At 69.4% G+C, this 24,444-nt stretch carries 20 protein-coding genes; 10 read left to right on the top strand and 10 right to left on the bottom strand.

All coding sequences use genetic code 11. From position 1 onward, the window contains the following. Nucleotides 1-4 precede the first annotated feature (4 nt). Nucleotides 5-2,953 carry an FAD-binding and (Fe-S)-binding domain-containing protein gene (locus CG740_RS00770; protein ID WP_100572896.1) on the top strand — a complete coding sequence of 983 codons (2,949 nt, stop codon included), beginning with the start codon at nt 5-7 and terminating at the stop codon, nt 2,951-2,953. A gap of 208 nt (nt 2,954-3,161) precedes the next feature. Continuing rightward, on the top strand, nt 3,162-4,595 hold the full coding sequence (locus CG740_RS00765; protein WP_100572895.1) for a Gfo/Idh/MocA family protein: 1,434 nt from the start codon (nt 3,162-3,164) through the stop codon (nt 4,593-4,595). Between the two features lie 46 nt (nt 4,596-4,641). Here the strand turns inward: CG740_RS00765 and CG740_RS00760 are convergent, their stop codons facing one another. After that, the gene (locus CG740_RS00760) at nt 4,642-6,249 is read right to left on the bottom strand and encodes a peptide-N4-asparagine amidase (RefSeq protein WP_234375973.1); all 1,608 of its coding nucleotides are present in this window, start codon (nt 6,247-6,249) and stop codon (nt 4,642-4,644) included. A 192-nt stretch (nt 6,250-6,441) separates the two neighbouring features. Here CG740_RS00760 and CG740_RS00755 point away from each other — a divergent pair, with 192 nt between their 5' ends. Continuing rightward, a complete protein-coding gene (locus CG740_RS00755; RefSeq protein ID WP_100572893.1) occupies nt 6,442-8,268 on the top strand; it encodes an ABC transporter transmembrane domain-containing protein in 1,827 nt (608 codons plus the stop codon). Then, on the top strand, nt 8,265-10,046 hold the full coding sequence (locus CG740_RS00750; protein ID WP_100572892.1) for an ABC transporter ATP-binding protein: 1,782 nt from the start codon (nt 8,265-8,267) through the stop codon (nt 10,044-10,046). The genes CG740_RS00755 and CG740_RS00750 overlap by 4 nt, the downstream gene beginning before the upstream one ends. A gap of 525 nt (nt 10,047-10,571) precedes the next feature. On the opposite strand, the gene CG740_RS00745 is transcribed toward CG740_RS00750, so the two are convergent. After that, nucleotides 10,572-10,793 carry a hypothetical protein gene (locus tag CG740_RS00745; protein ID WP_100572891.1) on the bottom strand — a complete coding sequence of 74 codons (222 nt, stop codon included), beginning with the start codon at nt 10,791-10,793 and terminating at the stop codon, nt 10,572-10,574. Between the two features lie 493 nt (nt 10,794-11,286). On the opposite strand from CG740_RS00745, the gene CG740_RS00735 reads away from it, so the two are divergent. Continuing rightward, complete coding sequence (locus tag CG740_RS00735) at nt 11,287-11,532, top strand: GntR family transcriptional regulator (RefSeq protein WP_442802799.1); 246 nt, start codon at nt 11,287-11,289, stop codon at nt 11,530-11,532. 493 nt (nt 11,533-12,025) lie between these two features. On the opposite strand, the gene CG740_RS00720 is transcribed toward CG740_RS00735, so the two are convergent. From CG740_RS00720 to CG740_RS00705, 4 genes are all read right to left on the bottom strand, one after another. After that, complete coding sequence (locus tag CG740_RS00720) at nt 12,026-12,877, bottom strand: helix-turn-helix domain-containing protein (RefSeq protein WP_100572887.1); 852 nt, start codon at nt 12,875-12,877, stop codon at nt 12,026-12,028. Nucleotides 12,878-12,901: 24 nt separating this feature from the next. Further along, the gene (locus tag CG740_RS00715; RefSeq protein WP_100572886.1) at nt 12,902-13,426 is read right to left on the bottom strand and encodes a DUF6879 family protein; all 525 of its coding nucleotides are present in this window, start codon (nt 13,424-13,426) and stop codon (nt 12,902-12,904) included. Further along, entirely contained in the window at nt 13,395-13,709 is a 315-nt protein-coding gene (locus tag CG740_RS00710) for a hypothetical protein (RefSeq protein ID WP_324901026.1), read from the bottom strand. Before CG740_RS00710 ends, CG740_RS00715 begins: the two co-directional genes overlap by 32 nt. Nucleotides 13,710-13,810: 101 nt before the next feature. Further along, nucleotides 13,811-14,746 (bottom strand): major capsid protein, encoded by a 936-nt coding sequence (locus tag CG740_RS00705; protein ID WP_100572884.1) that lies wholly within the window; start codon nt 14,744-14,746, stop codon nt 13,811-13,813. Between the two features lie 651 nt (nt 14,747-15,397). Between CG740_RS00705 and CG740_RS00695 the strand changes: the two genes are divergently transcribed. After that, nucleotides 15,398-15,631, top strand: a complete 234-nt coding sequence (locus CG740_RS00695) for a cold-shock protein (RefSeq protein ID WP_100573582.1) — start codon at nt 15,398-15,400, stop codon at nt 15,629-15,631. Between the two features lie 187 nt (nt 15,632-15,818). Here CG740_RS00695 and CG740_RS00690 read toward each other — a convergent pair whose 3' ends face one another. Beyond that, nucleotides 15,819-16,175, bottom strand: a complete 357-nt coding sequence (locus CG740_RS00690; protein WP_100572882.1) for an HNH endonuclease — start codon at nt 16,173-16,175, stop codon at nt 15,819-15,821. Between the two features lie 75 nt (nt 16,176-16,250). On the opposite strand from CG740_RS00690, the gene CG740_RS00685 reads away from it, so the two are divergent. Beyond that, a complete protein-coding gene (locus tag CG740_RS00685; RefSeq protein WP_100573581.1) occupies nt 16,251-16,490 on the top strand; it encodes a hypothetical protein in 240 nt (79 codons plus the stop codon). A gap of 793 nt (nt 16,491-17,283) precedes the next feature. On the opposite strand, the gene CG740_RS00680 is transcribed toward CG740_RS00685, so the two are convergent. Together CG740_RS00680 and CG740_RS00675 are read right to left on the bottom strand one after the other, a co-directional pair. After that, the gene (locus CG740_RS00680; protein WP_100572881.1) at nt 17,284-18,999 is read right to left on the bottom strand and encodes a recombinase family protein; all 1,716 of its coding nucleotides are present in this window, start codon (nt 18,997-18,999) and stop codon (nt 17,284-17,286) included. Between the two features lie 166 nt (nt 19,000-19,165). Continuing rightward, complete coding sequence (locus tag CG740_RS00675) at nt 19,166-19,957, bottom strand: metal-dependent hydrolase (protein WP_100572880.1); 792 nt, start codon at nt 19,955-19,957, stop codon at nt 19,166-19,168. Nucleotides 19,958-20,041: 84 nt separating this feature from the next. Here CG740_RS00675 and CG740_RS00670 point away from each other — a divergent pair, with 84 nt between their 5' ends. The 3 genes from CG740_RS00670 to CG740_RS00660 are packed head-to-tail and all read left to right on the top strand — an operon-like array spanning nt 20,042 to nt 24,051. Continuing rightward, nucleotides 20,042-22,615, top strand: coding sequence for a DEAD/DEAH box helicase (locus tag CG740_RS00670; protein WP_100572879.1), 2,574 nt, complete (start codon nt 20,042-20,044; stop codon nt 22,613-22,615). Between the two features lie 34 nt (nt 22,616-22,649). Then, on the top strand, nt 22,650-23,531 hold the full coding sequence (locus CG740_RS00665) for an acyl-CoA thioesterase (protein WP_100572878.1): 882 nt from the start codon (nt 22,650-22,652) through the stop codon (nt 23,529-23,531). A gap of 31 nt (nt 23,532-23,562) precedes the next feature. Then, nucleotides 23,563-24,051 (top strand): glutathione peroxidase, encoded by a 489-nt coding sequence (locus CG740_RS00660; RefSeq protein ID WP_100572877.1) that lies wholly within the window; start codon nt 23,563-23,565, stop codon nt 24,049-24,051. Nucleotides 24,052-24,116: 65 nt separating this feature from the next. Here CG740_RS00660 and CG740_RS00655 read toward each other — a convergent pair whose 3' ends face one another. Continuing rightward, nucleotides 24,117-24,338: a hypothetical protein gene (locus CG740_RS00655; protein WP_100572876.1), complete on the bottom strand. Its 222-nt coding sequence runs from the start codon at nt 24,336-24,338 to the stop codon at nt 24,117-24,119. Between the last annotated feature and the right edge of the window lie 106 nt (nt 24,339-24,444).

The following is a 24,444-nucleotide window of genomic DNA, read 5'->3' as shown; positions in this document are numbered from 1 at the left end:
GGTCATGCCGCTGCTGGAGCCCGATCCGCGAAGCCTGCGCCCCGCCGGCCGGCGCGAGCCCTCCCCCGACCTGGTCCCCGACCGCCTCGCGGCCGGCACCACGGAGCCGCTGCGCTCGGAGCTGATCGCACTGCTCGGCGCGGACAAGGTGTACTGGAAGGTCTCCGACCTGGTGCGCTACGCCTCGGACGCCAGCCCGTACCGCTTCGTACCGCGGGCCGTCGTCGTCGCCGAGGACATCGACGACATCTCGGCGATCCTGTCGTACGCCCACGGCAAGGGCCGCGAGGTGGTCTTCCGGGCGGCGGGCACCAGCCTGAACGGACAGGCCCAGGGCGAGGACATCCTGGTCGATGTGCGCCGGCACTGGGCGGGGATCGACGTGCTCGACGACGGGCTGCGGGCCCGGATCCTCCCGGGGACCACCGTCGTCCGCGCCAACGCCGCGCTCGCCCGGCACGGCCGCGTGCTCGGGCCCGACCCGGCCAGTGCCATCGCCTGCACGGTCGGCGGGGTCGTCGCCAACAACGCCTCGGGCATGACGGCCGGCACCACCCGCAACTCCTACCGCACGGTCTCCTCGCTCACCTTCGTCCTGCCGAGCGGCACGGTCGTCGACACCGGGGACCCGAGGGCCGACGACGACCTCGCGCATGCCGAACCCCGGCTCTGCGCGGGCCTGTTGGAGCTCAAGCAGGAGATCGAGGCGGACGCGGAGCTCGCCGCCCGGATCCGCGCCAAGTACACGATCAAGAACACCAACGGCTACCGGCTGGACGCCTTCCTCGACGGGTCGACACCGGTCGAGATCCTGCGCGGCCTGATGGTCGGCTCCGAAGGCACCTTCGGGTTCATCTCGGAAGTCGTCTTCGACACCCTGCCGCTGGACCGGCTGGTCTCCACCGCCCTGCTCTTCTTCCCCTCGCTGCCCGCCGCGGCGGCGGCCGTGCCGCTGTTCAACGAGGCGGGCGCGATCGCCGTGGAACTGATGGACGGCAATACGCTGCGGGCCTCCGTCAGCGTCAAGGGGGTGCCCGCCGACTGGGCCGGCCTGCCCAAGGACACCACGGCGCTCCTGGTGGAGTTCCGGGCGCCGTCGGCCACGGCCCAGGAGGCCTATGAGCGGGCCGCGGACCAGGTGCTCGCGGGGCTCGAACTGATCGCGCCCGTCGCCTCGGCGACCAATGCGTTCACCCGTGACCCGGGGACGATCGCCGGGTACTGGAAGGCCCGCAAGGCGTTCGTGACGGCGGTCGGCGGGACGCGTCCCTCGGGGACGACGCTGATCACCGAGGACTTCGCGGTGCCGCCGTCGAGCCTTTCCGAGGCGTGTGCGGCCCTGCTCGAACTCCAGGCGCGGCACGGCTTCGACGCCGCCGTCGCCGGTCACGCCGCGCACGGCAACCTGCACTTCCTGCTGGCCTTCGACGCCTCCGAGCAGTCCGACGTGGACCGCTACGCCGCGTTCATGGACGAGTTCTGCCGCCTCACCGTGGAGCGCTTCGACGGATCGCTCAAGGCCGAGCACGCCACGGGCCGCAACATCGCGCCCTTCCTCGAACTGGAGTGGGGGCCGAAGGCGACCGAGCTGATGTGGCGCACCAAGCAGGTCATCGACCCGGACGGGGTGCTCGCGCCGCGCATCGTGCTCGACCGCGACCCCCGTGCGCATCTGCGGGGCCTCAAGACCATCCCGAAGGTGGAGCCGGTCGCCGACCCGTGCATCGAGTGCGGCTTCTGCGAGCCGACGTGCCCGAGCAAGGACCTGACCACCACACCGCGCCAACGGATCGTGCTGCGGCGGGAGATGATGCGCCAGCCGGACGGCTCCCCCGTCGAGTCCGCGCTGCTCGACTCCTACGGATACGACGCGGTCGACACCTGCGCCGGGGACTCCACGTGCGCCCTCGACTGCCCGGTCGGCATCGACACCGGCGCCCTGATGAAGGGGTTCCGGCATCAGCGGCACAGCGCGCGCGAGGAGCACGTCGCCGCGCTCGCCGCGCGGAACTTCAAGGCCGTCGAAGCGTCCGCTCGGCTCGCGGTCGCGGCGGCCGACAGGATCGGTGACCGACTCCTGGAGCGCGTCACCGGCCTGGCCCGCAAGGCCGTGCGCCCCGACCTCGTACCGGAGTGGCTGCCGCAGATTCCCGGGGCCGCGAGCGCCCGGCTCCCGCGCACCGAGCGTGTCGGGGCCGCGGCGGTCTACTACCCGGCCTGCGTCAACCGCATCTTCGGCGAGCCCGACGGCTTCCGCGGGCCCTCGCTGCCGGAGGCCGTGGTCGCGGTCTCCGAACGGGCCGGGCGGCCGGTGTGGATTCCGGACGATGTGGCGGGCACCTGCTGCGCCACGATCTGGCACTCCAAGGGGTACGCCGAGGGGAATGCGGTGATGGCCAACCGCATCGTCGAGGCCGCCTGGGGCTGGACCGCCGGCGGGCGGCTCCCGCTGGTGGTCGACGCCTCGTCGTGCACACTCGGCATCGCGCACGAGGTGGTGCCCCACCTCAGCGACGACAACCGGGAGCTGCACCGCGAGCTGACGGTCGTCGACTCGGTCGTCTGGGCCGCCGAGCAACTCCTCCCGCGGCTCACGATCCTGCGCACCGCGCGCTCCGCCGTCCTCCATCCCACCTGCTCCATGCGGCACTTGGGGGACGAGGCGCAGTTGCGCAGCGTCGCGGCGGCCTGCGCCGACGAGGTCGTCGTACCGGACGACGCGGGATGCTGCGCCTTCGCGGGCGACCGCGGGATGCTGCATCCGGAGCTGACGGCGTCGGCCACCGCCCGGGAGGCCGCCGAGGTGCGGGAGCGGCCGTACGAGGCACATCTGTCGGCGAACCGGATGTGCGAGATCGGCCTCGAACGCGGTACGGGGCGCCGCTACTACTCCGTGCTCCTGGAGCTGGAGCGGGCCACGCGCCCCGGGCCGGAGTACCTCCGCCGGAGCTGATCGGCGGACTTGCGGGGACGGGCCGCGACGGCGACACGTACGGCCCCGTTCCCTGATGAAACGTCACCAAGCCTTCCTGGGCCGGTATCAAGAGACCGGCGGGGCTCTTGCGCGCAAGCCGAACCTTCCTTCAAGGTCGCTACCTAGGTTCGGCAAAGGTCGCGCAAATCTCAGCCCATGGAATTCCTGTCGATCACCAGGAGGCTCGATGAACGACGCAGTACCGGAGCACCAGGACGTCAGCCGGCGCTCCGTTCTGTGGACCGCGGGGGCGGCCGGCGCCGGGCTCGGGCTCGGGGCGTTCGGCGGCACGGCCGAGGCGGCGGAACAGCGGGGCGGACAGGCAGCGGGGAACGCGACGGAAGGGGCCGCCGCCAAGGAGCCTGCGCGTCAGGGCAGGACCATGATCGGGGTGCCGTTCCAGCGGCGCTCGACCGTGCGGGTCGCGATGATCGGCCTCGGCAACCGCGGCGCCGCGATGGCCGAGCTGTATCTGGCCGTGCCGGGCGTGCGGGTGGTGGCGCTGTGCGACCCCGTGAAGGCGAAGGCCGAGCGGGTGGCCGCGAAGGTGACCGCCGCCGGGCAGCCCGCGCCGGCCGTCTACGTCCACGGCGACCACGACTACGAGCAGCTCCTGCGGCGCGGCGACATCGACTTCGCGCATGTCGCGACCCCCTGGGACTCGCACTTCGAGATCGCCAGGTCGGCGCTCCTGAACGGGGTCCATGTCGGCGTGGAATGTCCGATCGCGCTCCAGCTGGACCAGCTGTGGGACCTGGTGGACCTCTCCGAGCGCACCCGCAGACACTGCATGCAGCTGGAGAACTGCTGCTACGGACGCAACGAGATGCGGGTGCTGCGGATGGCGCACGCGGGCAAGTTCGGGGATCTGCTGCACGGCGCGGGCGCCTACAACCACGACCTGCGCTCGCTGATGTTCGACCCCGCCTACTACGAGGGCCCCTGGCGCAGGCTCTGGCACACCCGGCTGCGCGGCGACCTGTACCCCAACCACGGCTTCGGCCCGGTCGCCAACTACATGGACCTCAACCGGGGCGACCGCGCGGTGAGCATCGTCAGCGTCGGCTCCCCCTCGCTCGGCCTCTCCCAGTACCGTGCCGCCAACATGCCCGCGGGTGACCCGAGTTGGAAGGAGTCGTACATCGGGAGCGACCGCACCATCAGCCTGGTGCAGACCGCCAGGGGCCGGGTGATCCGCCTGGAGCACGATGTGTCGACGCCGCACCCCTACAGCCGGATCAACAGCCTCGGCGGCACCAAGGGCCTGTTCGAGGACTATCCGGAGCGGATCTACATCGAGCCGGACCACAAGAACGACGAGTGGGGCGACTTCTCGAAGTACGCCGAATGGGACCACTGGCTGTGGAAGGAGCACGCCAACCCGCCCGGCGCGCACGGCGGCATGGACTACATGCTGGTGTTCCGCCTGATGCAGTGCATGCGCCTGGGTCTCGTGCCGGACTTCGACGTGTACGACGCGGCGACCTGGACCTCACCGGTCCCGCTGAGCCATCTGTCGATCAAGCAGCGCGGACTGCCGCAGCAGATCCCGGACTTCACCCGGGGCGAGTGGCGCAGGTCGCGTCCCGGCATGGACTCCGAGAAGCCCGCCGAGGCGTGAGGGCCCGGTGCTCCCGGTCGCGTGCGGGCCGGGAGCACCGGGGAGTTCAGCAGCGCCGGACGTCTTCGGTCAGGGTGCCCTGGGCGGTCTTCAGACTGCGGTCGTAGCAGCCGTCCGAGCCGTACAGGCGGTAGCGCTCGGCGGAGGTGCCGGTCGCGTGGCGCTGCTCGCGCGGCACGTCCATCGTCCAGGACGCGTCGCCCGTGTAGCCGTCGTCCAGGTGCGAGAACGCGGTGGGCCGCGCGCCGCGCAGGGTGATCGAGTCCGCGCGGTCGCCGAGCGTGATGGCGGTGCGCAGCCGGCTGTCCGCGCCGATGGTCGTGGTGCCGTCCATCGTGTACGTCCGGTTGTCGCGTGCCGTCACCGAGGGCCCGCGCCCGGACGTCGTCACGCTCTGGTCGTCGCGCCAACTCCCCTTCAGCGCATCGGTGTTCTCGCCCTCGGTCCAGCGGTGCACCGAGTCGGCCGACACCGAACGGGCCACGGTCGTGGTGACGCGGCCGTGCGAGGTGTCGAGATATCCGGCCGTGGTGAGGCGGTGGTCGCTCGCGGCGTCGAGCCGCAGTTCGGGTGAACCGGGCTTGTACGTCGTCGAGTTGACCGGCGTCGACTCCTCGTGCCGGATCAGTGCGCCGGTGACCACCTTGCTCCCGTGGTCCTGCCAGATGAGGAGATTGGTGGGCGTGGACCAGCCGGCCTGGCCGGCGGGCACCCCGGCCACGGACACCTCGACCCGGTGCGGGCGCCCGTCGTCGAGCAGCGCGGCGTACGGCGTCAGGTCGTACTCCACGGGCTTGACGTCGAAGGCGCGGGGCGCGGGCAGGACGTACCAGAGGAAGGGGTTGGACCAGCCGCCCGTCCAGACCGTGGGGAACGGCGCCGCTAGGCCGGCGAGTTGGCCGTCCACCTTGATCTGCACCTCGCGGTTGGGGCCGGCCGGGGCCTTGCAGGAGTACGGGGCGGGTTCGGGCACGGCGAGGTACCAGAACTCCTCGCAGCCGCCGCCCGAGCCGGTCGCGTACACCTCGGCCACGACGCGTTCGCTGTTGCGCGGCGTGGTGACCTGCGCGGTGTCCAGTGGCAGCACCGTGTCGGGGGTCGCGGCGGGCGGAGTGCGCCGGTCCCCGGCGTAGAAGGTGAGGGTCACCCTGACGCCGATGACGCCGGTGTAGGTATCGTCGACGGTGTTGCCGATGAGCATCTCGACGGGCTGTGCGGAGCGGAAGACGGGGCTGTAGCGGGTGACGTCCTTCTCGACGTTCCAGGCGATGCCGTCCACCGAGGGCTCCGGTGTGGAGGTGCGCAGCACCTCGGTGCCGCCCACGTGGAGGTAGCCGAGCCGGTCGTACTGACGGCCCTTGACGGTGCCGTCGAGGCGGAGCACCACCTTGCTCCAGCGGTCGCCGCAGCCCTTGGGCGGTGTGTAACTCCCCCTGTACGGCGTGAAGTCGCGGAACTGCGCCTCGGCCAGGGTGACTTGGCAGGACCTGGTATGCGGCTTCGGCACCGGCGGAGCCGCGGTCAGCGGGTCGTGCCAGTCGGTGCCGAACTCGGCGGGCGGGGTCCCGGCCGCGTGGGCCGGGCCCGCGCCGAGCAGCAGTCCGGCGGCCAGGGTGAGGCCGCCGAGCAGGGACATGATCCTTCGTCGTCTCATGGGTCAGGAGTGAAGCGCGGGCGCGGCCGGCGCGCCAGACCCGGGGCCCGGACCGTGGCGGGTTCTGGGCCCCAACGCGGAAAAATCGATTGAAATCAGCAACCGGAAAGGGCGAACCTTGCACGGCTTCCACCACTCGACGCGCCACCCCGTGACGCGCCCCTCACTCGATGCAAGGAATCCCGGGACGCCATGCAGATTCGCGATCTTCCCTACACGGATCCAGGCGAACCGGATGTCCGCTCGGGTCCCCGCTTCCTCTACTGGCTCGGCCGCAATCAGCTCGGCGGCCAGCTCAAGGCCCTCGGCTGGGGGCTGCTCCAGCAGTGCGGCATCGCCGGACTGCCGCTGACCGTCGGCTTCGCCGTGCAGGCGGCCGTCGACCGCTCGGGCAGCCGGCTCGCGCTGGCCGCGGGTCTGAACGTGCTGCTCGGTGTGGCCATCGCACTCGGCGAGATGATGCTGCACCGCACCGCGGTCACCAACTGGATCACCGCGGCCGCCCGGGTGCAGCAGCTGCTCGCGCGCAAGACGGCCGAGCTGGGCTCGGTGCTCACGCGCCGGGTGGCGGCGGGCGAAGTGGTGGCCGTCTCCACCGGTGACGTCGAGAAGATCGGATGGTTCGTGGAGGCGCTCTCGCGGTTCGCCGCGGCCGCCGCCGCCCTGGTGATCATCTGTGTGGGGCTGCTGATCTACGCGCCCGTGCTCGGCGTCGTCGTCGCGATCGGCGCGCCCGTGCTCGCCCTGGCCGTCCTGCCGTTGCTGCCGCGCGCCACCAAGCGCGCGGACATCCAGCGCGAAAAGGCGGGCCGGGCAACGGAGTTGGCGTCCGACACGGTCGCCGGTCTGCGGGTGCTTCGCGGCATCGGCGGCGAGGAGCTGTTCCTCGGCCGCTACCGCGATGCCTCGCAGGAGGTCCGCAGGGCCGCCGTGCGCAGCGCCCGCATGTGGTCGCTGATCTCGGCGGTCCAGGTCCTGCTGCCCGGGCTCCTGCTCATCACGGTCGTCCTGTACGGCGCGCACCTGGCACTCGCGGGGCGGATCTCGGTGGGCGAACTGGTCACCGTCTACAGCGCGGTGACACTGATGATGTTCCCGTTGCAGCACTTCGAGGAGATCGCGATGGCGTACTCGTTCTCGCGGCCCTCCGCGAAGCGGGCCGCGCGGGTGCTCGCGCTCCAGCGGGTCACCGACCCGGCCGGGACGGACACGGGGGTGTCGTCCGGGCCGTCGGCGGCTGTGCCGTCGGGTGATCTGTACGACCCGGCGACCGGGCTGCTGGCACCCGAGGGCCGGTTCACGGCCGTGGTGTGCGGCGATCCGGACGCGGCCGGACGGCTCGCGGACCGGCTCGGCGGACACCCCGCCGAATCGGCCGGGGAGTCCTCGGTGCTGCTCGGCGGGGTCGCCCTGGACGGGTTGGCGCTGGAGAGCGCCCGCACCGCCGTCCTCGTACAGGACAAGGATCCGGTGCTGCTCTCGGGCACCCTGCGGGAGCTGCTCGACGTGCCGTCGTCCGGGCAGGTCGAGGCGGCGGACGCGCTGGCGGCGGCGCAGTGCGGTGACGTACTGGAGGCGCTCGCGCAGGCCTCGGTGGACCCGGGGCAGGATCCGATGGCCACCCGGATCACCGAGCGCGGCCGCTCGCTCTCGGGCGGCCAGCGCCAACGCCTCGCGCTGGCACGGTCGTTGGTGACCGACCCGGAGGTCCTCGTGCTGGACGAGCCGACCTCGGCGGTCGACTCGCACACCGAGGCGCGCGTCGCGGACGGCATCAAGCGGCTGCGCGCCGGACGCACGACGGTCGTGTTCACGTCGTCACCGCTGCTGCTCGACCTGGCCGAGCGGATCGTGTTCGTGCACGAGGGCGAGGTCGCGTCGGTGGGCGTGCACCGCGAGCTGGTGCGCACCGACGCCCGCTATCGCGCGGTGGTCACCCGTGAGACGGACGAGGAGGAGTCGAAGGCGATGGTGCGGAAGACCGCCCAGGCCATGGAGAAAGTGGAGGAGTCGGCATGATCGGCGTGGCAGCACCGGAGTACGACCCGGCGGCCCCGCAGTCGGCCACCACCCTGCCGGTGGGCACCCCGGCCACGGTCCGTGCGTACGTGCGCGAACTCATGCGGCGCCACCGCGGGGCGTTCACGGTCCTGGTCGGCGTCAACGCCATCGCGGTGATCGCGTCGATGGTCGGGCCCTACCTTCTCGGCGGCGTCGTGGAAGACCTGTCGAGCGGGTCCCGGGACCTTCAACTCGGCCGCGTGGCAGCCCTGTTCGCTGCGGCACTGATCATCCAGACGGTGTTCGTCCGGATGGTGCGGCTGCGCGGCGGGATGCTCGGCGAGGAGATGCTGGCCGATCTGCGCGAGGACTTCCTGGTGCGCTCGGTGGGACTGCCCCCGAGCGTTCTCGAACGCGCCGGTACGGGCGATCTGCTGTCCCGGATCACCACGGACATCGACCGCCTGGCCAACGCGATGCGCGAGGCCGTGCCGCAGCTCGCCATCGGCGTGGTGTGGGCGGCGCTGCTGCTCGGCGCGCTCGGCGTCACGGCTCCGCCTCTCGCGCTCGCGGTGCTGATCGCGCTGCCGGTGCTCGTGGTGGGGTGCCGCTGGTACTTCCGGCGGGCTCCGGCGGCCTACCGCTCGGAGGCCGCCGGGTACGCGGCGGTCGCCTCCGCGCTGACCGAGACGGTCGACGCGGGCCGCACGGTCGAGGCACACCGCCTGGGCGCGCGCCGCATCGCGCTCTCCGACCAACGGGTGGCCGAATGGACGGCGTGGGAGCGGTACACGTTGTGGCTGCGGTCGGTGCTGTTCCCGGTGGTCAGCATCACCCACATGACGATCATGGTGTCGGTGCTGACGATCGGCGGGGTCTTCGTCCTCAAGGACTGGATCACGGTCGGCCAGCTCACCACGGGCGCGCTGCTCGCCCAGATGCTGGTGGAGCCGGTCGGGCTCATCCTGCGCTGGTACGACGAGCTCCAGGTGGCCCAGGTGTCGATCGGGCGCCTGGTCGGCGTCCGGGACATCGAGCCGGACGCGGGTGACCCGGGGGTACGTCCCGAGGGGCGGCACGTCGAGGCGGACGAGGTCCGCTTCGGCTACCGCGCGGGCGTGGACGTGCTGCACGAGGTCTCGCTCTCGGTGGCGCCGGGCACCCGGGTCGCCCTGGTCGGCCCGTCGGGCGCGGGCAAGTCGACCTTGGGCCGCCTCCTTGCCGGGATCTACTCGCCGCGCGCGGGGCGGGTCACGCTGGGCGAGGCGGAGCTGTCACGGATGCCGGCGGAGCGGGTGCGCGAGCACGTCGCCCTCGTCAACCAGGAGCACCACGTGTTCGTGGGTTCGCTGCGGGACAACCTGCTGCTCGCCCGCACGGGCGCGGAGGACGCCGAGCTGTGGGCGGCGCTCGGCGCGGTCGACGCGAACGGCTGGGCGCGGGCCCTCGATGACGGCCTCGCCACGGAGGTGGGTTCGGGCGGCCTGTCCCTCACCCCGGCCCAGGCCCAGCAGATCGCGCTGGCCCGCCTGGTCCTGGCGGACCCGCACACGCTGGTCCTGGACGAGGCGACCTCGCTCCTGGACCCGCGCGCGGCCCGCCATCTGGAACGCTCGCTGGCCCGCGTCCTGGACGGGCGCACGGTGGTGGCGATCGCGCACCGGCTGCACACGGCGCATGACGCGGATGTCATCGCGGTGGTGGAGCGGGGGCGGATCGCGGAGCTGGGGAGCCATGAGGAACTGGTGGCGGCGGATGGCGCGTATGCGGCGCTCTGGCGCTCCTGGCACGGCTAGCCTGCGGCGCGCGGCGGGGCTGTGCATCCGGTGCCTGACCCCTGCCCGGCCCTGGCCCACCGGGGCTGGGCCCCGGCCCCCTGGTTCTGAGTTCCCTGCGGACTTGTTCGCTGTCCCCGGCGGACTTGTTTGCTGCTCCCTGCGGACCGTGCGGGGCCGGTCGCGCAGTTCCCCGCGCCCCTCAAGGGCATCTCCTCGCCGGCGGGCGCGCAGCCGAAGGCCCGCTTCACTCTCTTTCCGCGGACCGTGCGGGGCTGATCGCGCAGTTCCCCGCGCCCCTCAAGGGCACCTCCCCGCCGACGGGCGCACAACCGAAGCCCCGCTTCACTCCCTTTCCGCGGACCGTGCGGGGCCGGTCGCGCAGTTCCCCGCGCCCCTCAAGGGCATCTCCTCGCCGGCGGGCGCGCAGCCGAAGGCCCCTCTGCCGTTTTCCGCGCCCCCGGAGGGTTTCGGGAAGCCCCGATGCTCGTAAGTAGGGGTTCTGTCCCGCACGACCTGACGCCGGGCGGGACATGTAGGTGCTTGCTAGTTGCCTGTTGAGCGGCGCATCACGGGCAGCTCGTCCCACTGCGGACCGTGGACCAGTTCTGCGGCGTGGTCAGGACAGGCGTACAGCGTTGTTCCGGGGCCGCTGGTGCTCTGTATCCAGCGGACAGCGATCGGGGCCCGCGTGAGCGTCTTGCACTCGATGCACAGCGCTACACGGCCCGGCAGGATGAGCGGGAACAGTTCCTCGGCGGTCGTCATGCGGCTATCCCAGTTCCGCGAACGGGCGTGATGTTGGCGGTGGGGTGGTCGTAGTCGATGCCGATCTCTGCGAACGCCGTAGCCCACCAGCGCTCTCGCTGTAGAGGGGGCATGCCGTAGCCGTCGTGGAAGATCTCGCGAACGGTTGCGGCGCTCGGTCCCTGCCACGGGCAGGACCAAGGGGAAACGGGCTCGGGCTCGTACTGCGGGGCGGCTTGTTCGGCGAGGAACGCAGCGGTGTGGCGTCCGGGCCGGCGTGTCCGGGGTGATAGTAAGGCGAGGGCCCAGCAAAGGGCACGGGCGATACGATCGCGCATGAGTCGGTCAGCTCCTCGAAAGCTGTCTCGGCGGAGCCCCGGCGGACCGGTCCTAAGCGGTCTGTCGGGGCGTTTTCGCTTCCGACGGTAGCGAGCCTAACCATACCTGTCCACGTACAGGGGTATACAGGTATCTCTATGTGTCGATGTGGGCTGATCGGTACGGTCTGCCCGTGATGGAGTTCGACCCCACCCGCCCGAAGTGGCAGCAGATCGCAGACGTCGTGCGGCACCGTATTGCCACCGGCGCATATCCGCCTCACCATCTGGTTTCCGAGGTGCAGCTAGAGGGCGAATTTGGTGTCACCCGGACGACCGTGCGCAAGGCGACTGCCGCGCTGCGCGAAGAGGGATTGATCGTCACCACTCCCGGCATGGGCTCCTTCGTGCGCGAGTCCAACGAGCGCCAAGGCGACGACTAGCCACAGCAGCTACCCGGGACGCCAGTAGGGCAGCCGCAATGTGTCAGCGGCTGCCGCCGCACAGCTTGCACCGACACAGGGGCCACTCAGACGTGAGCAACGGAGCAAGGTTCTGGGAAGCGTTCACAACCCGAGCAGGGCCGTACGTTCGTCCCCCGTCCCTCGATACGCGCATCACCATCAGGGGCCGCTCGGCCAATGGCTTCACCGCTGTGTCGCCGGGCACTTGTCGGCGTGCCGGTAGACAACTACGGACGGCTCCAATGCCCGCCCGATCGAACCCCGGCGAACCGGTTCAAGTGCTCGGATGGGCTGCATGCATGCGCAGCATCTCGAACCGGCGGGAGCGTACGTGACGTACTCCCACGCACCCTCGACCGTCTGAGTCTCACTCGCCGTCATCTCGCCGTCCCCTCACGTGGTCCGATGACAACCACGCTAGGAACTGAAAATCCCTAATGCCTAACTAGTTGCAGGCAGTTGCACGCAAGTTTCAGTGCACGGCGTCAATCGCTGCCGAGACCAGTGCGCGAGCTTCTGCCCCGTAGACCGCCAGTTCCCGCAGTTCCGCCCACGCCTTGACGTACATGCCCACTTCCCCCGGCGCTGTCAGCGTCACCTGAGCCGTCAGAAGTTCCACATGCACTCGCTGGTCGTCGAAAATATTGAACGCCTCAAGCGTCCACATGCCGCGCTTGCTCGCCGCGAACGGGATGATCCCCAGCGACACAGCAGGAAGGGACATGGCGGACAACAGGTGCCCCAACTGTCCCGCCGTCGTCGCGGCGTCGCCGATTTGGTATCGCAACACCGACTCCTCCACCAGGAGTGTGAACCGGTGCGCCGCGTCGTGTAGTACGTGAGCCCGCGCCATTCGAGCCGCTACGGCTTCAGCCGTATCGTCGGGGGCACCGTGAAACCGGCCGATGGCTGACAGCAGTGCGTAGGCGTAGGCGGGCGTCTGGAAGAGTCCGGGCACCACGTGCGAGGCATAGCTCCGGAGCAGCCTGGTGCGCTCGTACAGCGGGACGCGGGATTCTTGCAGTTGCCGCAGACCCGTGCGCTGTAGTCGCTTCCATTCCGAGTACATGGAATCGGCGTTACGCGATGCGGCCACGATGTCAGCCGCCTGGCCCAACGCCCCGCACGCCTCGCACCACGCGCGGATGTCGGCATCGGACGGGGAGGTCAGCGCGTTCTCGATCCGCGAGACCTTGGACTTGTTCCAACCGCATCGCGCGGCCACCTCATGCCCGAACAGCCCTGCATCTCGGCGGACTTCCGCCAACATCCCCGCTACGCGCTTGCGAGCGGCTTCGATACTCGATGACTGATAGTTGGGCATGAGGTAGCTGGCTGTCCGTGCGGGTCAGACCGTGAACCGCTCATGCGGCGTGGCGCGCTCCCACACTCCCTCGAAGGCGTCAGCGCACAGCTTGATCACTGCTGGGTCGCCGCACAGCTCATGCCCTGCCGACGCACCGTTTCCGGTGAAGTGCCCGAACCGAATCAGCCGGCCGTCCAATAGCCAGAAATCGGCGCCGGGAAGGGCCAGCGTCGCAGCGTCTCGGCGGGGAAGCCAGCGAACCAGCTCTCCAGCTTCCACATTGAGATACGTCCCAGCATGCTCGTAGCGGATGTACTCACTTACCGGCACGGAGACGACACGCGCGCGCCGCATAACGACTCCACGACCTACCGCTTCCCGCACCAGATCAAGCCAGGAACGACGACGCTCCACGGACTCTGGCGTGATCACGCCGCGCTCTCGCCATTGCGCGAAGTCGTCAGCCTCGGACGCCACGCCGTAGACATCGCGCATCTCCAGATGCACGGCGGAGTGGTGGCACTCGCTGATCAGTTCAGCGAAGGGCGGAACGTTCCTCGGCGGCATCGCACGCCTTCCTGATGAGCGGCACCATGCGGGCCGGAATCCTGATCACTGCTTCACTGTCCGGGATGTGGCCGACCGTAAGGCATTCCGCTTCGGTCTCTTCGTCAGCCTTCCACCCCTGAAAGAGGAGGTCTGCGTTCTTGTCGTCCACCCACACCGTGGGGCAGTCGTCGCCGTTCGTGTTGGGGTCCTTGCCGAAGAAGAGTAGGGACATGATCGCCTCCGATGTCGAGTCAGTTGCGCATCGTTGCACGAGCGTCGCCCCTGCGGCCTGCCGACGCAAGAGGGCGTTCCTGTGCGGGACTTGAGAGGCCTGGACATGGCGAAAGCCCCGCACCTGCCTCCCTATTGAGGGTGGCGAGTGCGGGGGCTCAGTGGTGCGGGTCAGCCGGCGAGGACGTTGGTCAGCCGTGCAGCGGCCTTGCCGCCGAAGAGGGCGAGGCCGCAATAGAAGTCGATGCGGGTGCGGTAGACGGGCTTGTCGTGGGACTCGCCGAGGTCGGTGGCCTGCACGCCGCCGTTGGTCAGTCCGCTTACTCCGGCGTCGGCCTCGGTGGCACCGAAGCGCACGGCGTAGATGTCGCCGGTCTGCTTGCCCCCTGTTCCGATGGTCATGGGGAGCACGTCGGTGCCGTCCAGCTTCTGACCGGCATCAAGCAGCGGGATGCCCTTCCATGTGACGGTGCGCTTCCCGGCGATGTCGGCCGAGAGGAGTTCGGCGCCGCCGAGCCGCCGGAAGCCGGACTCGATCTTCGCCCGGAGTGCGGCGTTCATGTAGAGCGCGCCGTTCGACCCGCCGATGCCACGCACCTGAGCGACCAAGGCGTCCAACGCATCAAAGAAATCATGACCGTTGACCACCGGACCGACGCCCTTCGCGTCCAGGACCTGACCGCCGAACAGCCGCTTACGCAGACCGTCAAATCCCTTCGGGTTCACCTCCACATCACCATTGAAGAACTGGTCCGAGAAGTGAACGGACGCCGCCTTCACCTTCATAATGATCTGGATGGCCCGCTGGTCGTTGATGTTGCCCCGGGTCTGCGCGATGAACTTGTCCACGTCGGCATCCCCGCCGAGGATGGCAAGAGTCTCGATCCGCTGATTCAGCGTGCCCGTGCTCTCCGGATAGGCCTCGTTCACGCCCCGGAACGAGACCCCGGGAAGAGTCGATTCCTCGTTGTACCGGTAGGCGTTGCCCTGGACCTGGATAAGCGGGAGCCGGTCCAGGATCGGCGACTCCTGGACGAACGTTTCAATCACACCGCGCTGAAGCTGGTCAAGAGAGAGCTTCGCGGATTCAGCAAGAGTCAAAGACATTATGGATTCCTTGTGTTGAAGTGGATAAACAAAAAGGCGTCGCAGCCGGTTGCTGGCGACACCCACGGAAACGCCCTAATTAGCCATGCAAGTTTTTTGCCTCCCTGCCGATCTGGAGCGGGAGGGGAGGGGAGTACCCCCCTGGTCGGAACGGTATTTATGTCCGAATTGGCTTCACATTTGCGGCTGCCCAACCGCCCGGTTGCCGCTTAGCGGTCTCGCGGTTGTGACAGCGCGTGCACAACGGACGCAGCCTGTTGAACGCGTCCGGATCGGCCACGCCCTCGGCCACCAACTGACGCCTAGACAAAGGGAAGTGGTCCGCGACCGTGGCCGTGCGACCGCACAGCAGACACCACGGGTTGCGGTACAGGTACGCCTTACGGACGCGCTGCCAACGCGTCGTGTAGCCCCGCTCTGCACTCGTACCGCGCTGTTGCTCGGCCTCGCGTCGGTGAGCCTCACAGCGCCCACCCGTGGTCAGCTCGGGGCAGCCGGGGACAGAGCAAGGGGGGCGGGGCTTACGGGGCATAAGAGGGTCCTCCTTTCGGGTGGTGTGGGGGGTTCCGACTAGGGGCAACATCACCCGGCGGGCGGCAGCCCAACTACCAACTCTTGGAGGGACCAGCGATGTCAGGCGATAAGCCGCGCATGAAGGGCCGTGTTAAGTCGTTCAACGCCAGTAAGGGGTACGGGTTCATCACGCCTGACGATGGACACGGGCTCGGGGTAGATGAGCTATTTGCCCACCAGCAGGCAATTCAGATGGACGGTTTCCGGACCCTCGATGAGGGTGCACCGGTCACTTTCGTCGTGGAGCAGGGCCCGAAGGGGCTCCAGGCAATTGACATCCGGGCAGACGGCGACGGGTCGCATTCTGCATAGCTCCCTACCGCCCCGGCGCGAGCCCGCAAGAGCCCGTGCCGGGGCGGTGTCATGCACGCGGGGTGGACGGAATCGAACCGTCTCTACCGCCCGGTTTCAGCACGGGGACCACCCGCGCTTACTCGGGGCAGAGTGCACGCCTACACCGCACCCCTTCCGCACCAGGACGAGCCGGGTTAGGGCCGGTCTAGGGCGGTGTCTGCGGGGCAACAGCGGCCCCGAACTCAGTACGGGTCTTGAGCTGGTGGCACGGGTGGCACAAGACCTGAACGTTGCTGTCTATGTCCTCGCCCCCGAGGGAGATCGGGCGCACATGGTCCACGTCCACCCCGTCGGCGGGGAAGTCCCCTAGGCACCAGTCGCACCAGGCCGAGCCCCGTTCCTGCACTCGCCGGCGGAGCCGTGCGGCAGCGTCTTGGCGGTTCGCCCGTCGCCGTCCCCGTGCCCGCCGAGAGCGGACGTTCGGACGACCCTCGTACGTGGCGTGGTGACTCTTACAGCGGCCCCGATGAGTCGCGGGCTCGGTGCAGTCGATACAGCGCATTGCGCCCCCTGGGTGGTCGTACTGGCATAAGAGTGATCGGCCGTGTCGCCGACGCGCGCGGGTCGTTTCCAGACCATGAAGAAGATCATTAGCGCCGCTGCGCTGGTCCTCGCCAGCGTCGCGCTCGCCGCCCCCGCCCACGCTGACAACGACGACAACTTCGGCAGCGGAGTGAACGCCGCCAACAACTGGAACTTCACCGCCGCCGATGTGTGTATCCAGGAGCTGGCCGTGGTGCCAGCCCTGAGCGATTGGACCGGCAACCACAAGAACAACTGCTCCAATGGCAACGTCATCGACCACTCGGGCCGCTGACCGTCCACTGAACTCGTAGTGCCCGCCCCCGGACTCGAACCGGGGAACTCTGCCGATTGGGTACGGCGCACCTCTGCCGTTGGGTCAGCGGGCTTGTGTCGTCCTCGCCGGCGAGGCGGGACAACGTGAGGACTGCACGCGCTTACAACCCCTTTCGGCACGCCCTGGTGGGCGGGTTACTCGTGGGCGGTGCAGTCCCCGCACGCGTTGCCTCACGACCCCTGCGACCACCCCGGTAACGCGGGGCGCGTGGTGCACGGGCAACGCTGGTTCCGAGAGTCGGGCACACGGTCCGCCGGATTCCCCCGTTGGGTGGGTGCGCGGTAGTCCCGCTCTCTGTAAGTAGTAGGGACGGACGAATTCCTCTGTCCAGTCGGACAGTCGGGTTGTGCTCGCCCTCACTACTTACGGGAGAGCGGAGGTATCCCGGAGCCCCGAGGGGCTTGCAGAATGGTTCGCTGCACGCTCTTCCGGGCTGCAGTGGAGAGCGGAGGTATCCCGGAGCCCCGAGGGGCTTGCAGAATGGTTCGCTGCACGCTCTTCCGGGCTGCAGTGGAGAGCGGAGGTTTCCCGGAACGCTGACCCGTGGCGGTGTGCCGAAGAGTGGTCCGATCTCTCTTCTCTTATATTTTTTCTACGTGTTCTAAAAAAGTGGTTGGAACCGTCACTCTGACACCACCCTGCCCCGCTGTAGCGCCGAGCCGGCGAGGGCCCACGCGCCCGTGTGCGGGCATGGGAAAGCCCCGGCGGTCGTGAGGGATCACCGGGGCGCGCTCTGGTCTCAGGCAGGCCGCTAGGCAGCCGTGACGAACGCCTGTGCAGTGATGTTGCGGTGTGCCTTGGCTCCGGCCGTGGGGGTGTGGGCGGGCTGGTTCTCGGTGGCAAGCTCGTCCGCTACGGTCGCGTGTTCCTCAATGGCGGGGTCAAGCTCTCCGCTGATGGTGAAGTCCACGCGGCGTAGGTCGAGCGTGCGCCAACCGCCCTTCGTTCCGCGCTTCACCGTGAGCCGGGCTCCCGCTTGAATGAGCATGATGCGCTTCCCGAATACGTCGGCTGCGTGCCATTCGTCGGCGTAGGTGCGGCCCGTACCGATCACCTCGCGGCGGGGCTCGGTCTTCTCCCGCCCTTCCAACTCGGCCAACCGGGAGTCGAGCGCGTCCGCGTGGCGCTGCCATGCCGCTTGTGCGGTCTTGGACTTCTGGCGGCCCTTCTGGTTCTGGTGTTCCTCGAACTCGGCAAGGGTGGCGTCAATCTCGGGCTGCGGGTCGTACCCGGGTATCTCAATGGTGCGTGTGAGCTGTACCTGTCCCGCCAGGCGCAGGAACTCGGCGGTTGCGTGGTCGTCGGCCCAGTCGGCTCGGATGGTGGCGGGCGCGTTGCACAGCGTGCCGTGCCGACGGGACGCGCAGCCGTAGACGTTGCGGCCGTTTCCGGCGCTTGCCTTGTTCAGATACATGCGGCTGCCGCAGTCCGCGCAGTGGATCACACGCAACAACAGGGCCCCGGAGTCCTCGCGCTGCGGGGCTCCCTCGCTGCGCGGCTTGGGTGCGACCAGCGCGTTCACCTGGTCGAACTCCTCGCGGGTGAGGATCGCTGTTTCGGCAGCGATGATCGGGTTGCCCTGGTCGTCCCGGACCGGCTTGCCCTGGTGCGTCTTCCACCCGAGCAGTGCGGTACTGGTGAGCATGTTCCGCAGGGTCTTCGCGCGCCACTGTGTGGGCTTGCGCTCCGGTACCGGCACGTTCTTGACGCGCGCCTTGTACGCGGCCCAGTGGGCAGCCGGAGACAGAACCTTGTCGGTGTTCAGGCCCCGTGCGATGGCGTGCAGGGTCTTGCCTTCCAACAGCTCGGCAATGATCCGCTCAATGATCTTCACGGCGTCCGGGTCGGGGACGAGCGTCCAGCCGACCCCGCCGAACTCGGCGGGCATGGGGGCGGGCACGTAACCGTACGGGGGCTGCCCGCCACCGCGCCACCTAAGCGGCATCTTCCGCATGGCAGCCTGCGCGCCGGTCACGCGGTCGCTGGTGGACTGGGACTCGACCTGTGCCGCGAACGCCAACATGAGCATCATGAGTTCGCTCATGGGGTCCATGGGGTTGCGGAAGTCGAAGACGAGCCGACCCCCGCCGATGCCCTCGGCAAAGACGAGCATCTTGCGGTGTTCCTTGGCCCACTTCGCAAGCTCGTGCATGTCGCCCATGGACCGGATGGCACGGTCAAAGCGCCACCACACCAGCACGTCAAAGCTGTCCGGCTGCTTGAGCCACATACCGAGCTGCGGACGGTCGAAGGGGCCGACCTTGGACGCGGACACGTCCAGGTCCACCGCTTCGCGCAGTGCCTCGCCCTCGCCAAAGTCGATGCCGAGGGCTGCCGCCGCTATGTCATCTGCCTCGCGCTGCCGCTCGGGGCTGGTCGTCTCATCCGTGCGCACCGACAATCGGACGCAACGAACCCCACGCAGGGTCTCGGTCGCTACTCCGGTAGTTCCGTAGGTCTCATCCATGCCCCTGGTAGGGACGGAGACTTTCCGCGACCGCTTGACCTGCGTAGATACCGCCACGACCCGATCACTCCAGAACTATGACTCTGGAGCATCGGGAAGGGGTGGGGCGGGGCGATCCCCGCCGGAGGCGGCCCCCGACAGGCAGCCCCCCGAGGCGGGCCCGGCGTCAGATGAAGTTCAGCGCCCCCGCCGCCCCGACCCCGCCCAGCACCATGAACGCCGGCATCAGGATCTTCAGCTCGACCCAGCTGCCCGCACGGAACCGCATGGCCTTCGGCGGCCCCAGCGGCGCCCACCGCTTGCGGCCGAGCGGGATCGGCCACAGGATCGGGCAGCCCGAGACGGTCAGCGCGTCACCGATGTCGTGCACCAGGGCGCCGAGAATGATCGGCAGGCCGAGCCAGAGGTACTCCTGGCCGGGGCCGGTGAACAGCCAGTCCGAGCCGTTGCCGGGCTTGTCGAGGACGCCCGCCAGGATCCACGCGCTGGTCGCGCCGAGCAACCACACCAGGACGTCGCTGGAGACGCGGGCGGCCCGCCACAGCAGGCCTTCGACCGCAAGGACCAGATGGACGAAGAGGATGGTCAGGACCGCCCACCGCCCGCCGAACACCGCCGCCGCCGAGGCACCCGCCCCTATCAGGACGGCCCACAGCCAGGTGTGGGTCAGCGTGCGGTGACCGCCGTTGCGGCGCGGGTCGCCGGGGCCCCGGGTCGCCTTGTAGACCGCGTGCGAGAGGTCGTCGACGATGCCGCACAGCGCCTTGGACACCGGCCCGAAGGCGCGCGAGATCGTCGCCGACTTGTGGTCGAGGTCGGGCGCGAGCGCCGCCCCCGCCGTGATCAGGGCTCCCACGACCAGTACCGGCCACGGCATCGCGTACCCGGTGGCGGCCGCGGCCGCGCCCACCCCGAGCCAGGCCGCGGCCCCCGACAGTGAGTGCGCTGGTCCCATCATGGCCGTGCCCCGCCCCATTCCTCTTGCTCAGCAACCCAGTTGACGGCCCGTCCGCGAACGGGCCGAGCTGGCAGCCTACCTGCGATGATCTTCGCGCCGGTGGCCGGTTCCCGCTTCCGGCCCCGCGCCAGGCAAGATGGGGTCGTGACCCTTATCGATCAGCTGCCGCCGAGTGCCGACCCCGATGCCCTCTTCGAGGCCTTCTCCACCTGGGCCGAGGGCCAGGGCATCACCCTGTACCCGGCCCAGGAGGAGGCGCTGATCGAGGTCGTGTCCGGGGCCAACGTGATCCTTTCCACCCCCACGGGATCCGGAAAGAGCCTGGTGGCGGCAGGTGCGCACTTCGCCGCGCTGGCCCGGGACGAGGTCACCTTCTACACCGCGCCGATCAAGGCGCTGGTCTCGGAGAAGTTCTTCGACCTGTGCAAGCTCTTCGGCACCGAGAACGTCGGCATGCTGACCGGTGACGCCTCCGTCAACGCGGACGCGCCCGTCATCTGCTGCACGGCCGAGGTCCTCGCCTCCATCGCGCTGCGCGACGGCAAGCACGCCGACGTCGGCCAGGTCGTCATGGACGAGTTCCACTTCTACGCCGAGGGCGACCGCGGCTGGGCCTGGCAGATCCCGATCCTGGAGCTGCCGCAGGCCCAGTTCGTCCTGATGTCGGCCACGCTCGGTGACGTCTCGATGTTCGAGAAGGACCTGACGCGCCGCACCGGCCGCGAGACCGCGGTCGTCCGCTCGGCCAGCCGGCCCGTGCCGCTCTCGTACGAGTACGTGACGACGCCCATCACCGAGACGCTGACCGAGCTGCTCGAAACCCGGCAGGCGCCGGTCTACATCGTGCACTTCACCCAGGCCCAGGCGGTCGAGCGGGCGCAGTCGCTGATGTCGATCAACATGTGTACGCGCGAGGAGAAGGACAAGATCGCCGATCTGATCGGCAACTTCCGCTTCACCACCAAGTTCGGCCAGAACCTGTCCCGTTACGTCCGGCACGGCATCGGCGTGCACCACGCGGGGATGCTGCCCAAGTACCGCCGGCTGGTCGAAAAGCTGGCGCAGGCAGGCCTGTTGAAGGTCATCTGCGGCACCGACACCCTCGGCGTCGGCGTCAACGTCCCCATCCGCACGGTGCTGTTCACGGCCCTGACGAAGTACGACGGCACGCGCGTGCGCACCCTGCGGGCCCGGGAGTTCCACCAGATCGCGGGGCGTGCGGGCCGGGCGGGCTTCGACACGGCGGGCTATGTCGTGGCGCAGGCGCCCGAGCACGTCATCGAGAACGAGAAGGCGCTCGCCAAGGCGGGCGACGACCCGAAGAAGCGCCGCAAGGTGGTCCGCAAGAAGGCCCCCGAGGGATTCGTGGGCTGGTCGGACACCACGTTCGAGAAGCTCATCGGCTCCGAGCCGGAGCCCCTGACCTCCCGCTTCCGGGTCACCAACATCATGCTGCTCTCGGTGATCGCCCGGCCGGGCAACGCCTTCGAGGCGATGCGCCACCTCCTGGAGGACAACCACGAGCCGCGCAAGGCGCAGCTGCGGCACATCCGCCGGGCCATCGCGATCTACCGCTCGCTGCTCGACGGCGGTGTGGTCGAGCAGCTGGAGACGCCGGACGCGGAGGGCCGCACGATCCGGCTCACCGTCGACCTCCAGCAGGACTTCGCGCTGAACCAGCCCCTGTCGACGTTCGCGCTGGCCGCCTTCGACCTCCTGGACCCGGAGTCGCCCTCGTACGCGCTCGACATGGTCTCCGTCGTCGAGTCGACCCTGGACGACCCGCGCCAGATCCTCGCCGCGATGCAGAACAAGGCGCGTGGCGAGGCCGTCGGGCAGATGAAGGCGGACGGCGTCGAGTACGAGGAGCGGATGGAGCGGCTCCAGGACATCTCGTACCCGAAGCCGCTGGAGGAGCTCCTGTGGCACGCGTACAACGTCTACAAGAAGTCGCACCCGTGGGTCGGCGACCACCCGGTCTCGCCGAAGTCCGTCATCCGTGACATGTACGAACGGGCGCTCACCTTCACGGAGTTCACCTCCTGGTACGAGCTGGCGCGCACCGAGGGCATCGTCCTGCGCTATCTGGCGAGCGCGTACAAGGCGCTCGACCACACCATCCCGGACGACCTCAAGACCGAGGACCTGGAGGATCTGATCGCCTGGCTCGGGGAGATGGTCCGCCAGGTCGACTCCTCGCTCCTGGACGAGTGGGAGCAGCTCGCCAACCCCGAGGTGCAGACGGCCGAGGAGGCGCAGGAGAAGGCCGACGAGGTCAAGCCGGTCACGGCCAACGCCCGCGCCTTCCGGGTGCTCGTGCGCAACGCGATGTTCCGCCGGGTGGAGCTGGCGGCCCTGGACAACCTCGGCGCGCTCGGCGAGCTGGACGCGGAGTCCGGCTGGGACGCGGACGCGTGGGGCGAGGCGATGGACAAGTACTGGGACGAGTACGACGACCTCGGTACCGGCCCCGACGCGCGCGGCCCGAAGCTGCTCTCCATCGAGGAGGACGCGGCGCACGGCCTGTGGCGCGTGCGCCAGGCGTTCGCCGACCCGAACGGCGACCATGGCTGGGGCATCAGCGCGGAGGTCGATCTGGCGGCCTCCGACGAAGAGGGCCGTGCGGTGCTGCGCGTCACCGACGTCGGCGAACTCTGACCCACACCCCCGTTTCGGAGAGGACCGCGACGACATGACCAACCCGGCGGAGAGACTCGTCGATCTGCTCGACCTCGAACAGATCGAGGTCAACATCTTCCGCGGCCGGAGCCCCGAGGAGTCCCTCCAGCGGGTCTTCGGCGGCCAGGTCGCGGGCCAGGCCCTCGTCGCGGCCGGGCGCACCACGGACGGCGAGCGCCCGGTGCACTCGTTGCACGCCTACTTCCTGCGCCCGGGACGCCCCGGGGTGCCGATCGTCTACCAGGTGGAGAGGGTCCGCGACGGCCGGTCCTTCACCACGCGGCGGGTCACGGCGGTGCAGCAGGGCCGGACGATCTTCAATCTGACGGCCTCCTTCCACCGTCCGGAGCACGGCAGCATCGAGCACCAGCTGCCGCCGCGCCTGGAGTTCCCGGACCCGGAGTCGCTGCCGTCGGTCACCGAGGAGATCCGCGAGCACCTGGGCGCGCTGCCGGAGGCCCTGGAGCGGATGGCGCGCCGCCAGCCGTTCGACATCCGCTACGTGGACCGGCTGCGCTGGACGCCCGATGAGATCAAGGGCGCCGATCCGCGCAGCGCGGTGTGGATGCGTGCGGTGGGCCCGCTCGGCGACGACCCGCTGGTGCACACCTGCGCGCTGACGTACGCGAGCGACATGACGCTCCTGGACGCGGTGCGCATCCCGGTCGAGCCGCTGTGGGGGCCGCGCGGCTTCGACATGGCCTCGCTCGACCACGCGATGTGGTTCCACCGCCCGTTCCGGGCCGACGAGTGGTTCCTGTACGACCAGGAGTCCCCGGTCTCCACGGGCGGCCGGGGCCTGGCTCGCGGCCGGATCTACGACCGGGCGGGCCACCTGCTCGTGTCGGTGGTCCAGGAGGGGCTCTTCCGCCCTCTCACCCCCGCCGCCGACTGATCAACTCACCTTTTTTCAGAAGGAGTTACCGATGAGCCTGTACGACATCCCGCTGCGCACCCTGACCGGCGAGCCGACCTCGCTCGCCGACTACAAGGGCCGGGCCGTGCTCGTGGTGAACGTGGCGTCCAAGTGCGGTCTGACCCCGCAGTACGCCGGCCTTGAGCGGCTCCAGCAGCAGTACGGCGAGCGCGGTCTGACCGTGCTCGGCGTCCCGTGCAACCAGTTCGGCGGCCAGGAGCCCGGCACGGCCGAGGAGATCGGCACGTTCTGCTCGGCCACGTACGGCGTGACCTTCCCGCTCCTGGAGAAGACGGACGTGAACGGCGAGGGCCGCCACCCGCTCTACAGCGAGCTGACGAAGACGGCGGACGCCGAGGGCGAGGCCGGCGACATCCAGTGGAACTTCGAGAAGTTCCTGATCTCCCCCACCGGCGAGGTGGCGGCCCGCATCCGTCCCCGTACCGAGCCCGAGGCCCCCGAGGTCGTCGCGCTGGTCGAGGCGAACCTGCCCGCCTGACCCGGTTTCGCGAACCCCTGGCGCTCCCCCTCCTTCGAGGGCGGAGCGCCTTCGCGTGCGGGGGGTCAGTCGCGCCGGCCGAGCGCCTTGGCCCGGGTGTGGGACCAGCCGGTGAGGAGCCCGCCGACAGCGATCAGCACGGCGTAGCCGAACAGCAGGGGCAGGAATGCCAGAGGGATCCAGCCGAGCAGTCCGTGGTTGTCGTGGTCGATGAGCAGGCGGATCGCCCCTTGCGCGAACAGGCACATCACGATCGCGCCGATCACCTGCAACACGTCGTACTTCATGGTCGCCCTCCCCACGGAATCACTCACTCGTTGATACGAACGTATCAGTCGAACTGGGCGCTATTCAGGTCGTATTGGGGTTTACGTCACACATTCTCACTGCTTA

The sequence above is a fragment of the Streptomyces sp. CB01201 genome, assembly GCF_002803085.1.
In the GTDB taxonomy this organism is placed as follows: domain Bacteria; phylum Actinomycetota; class Actinomycetes; order Streptomycetales; family Streptomycetaceae; genus Streptomyces; species Streptomyces hundungensis.
This window is presented reverse-complemented; position numbering and strand designations above follow the sequence as displayed.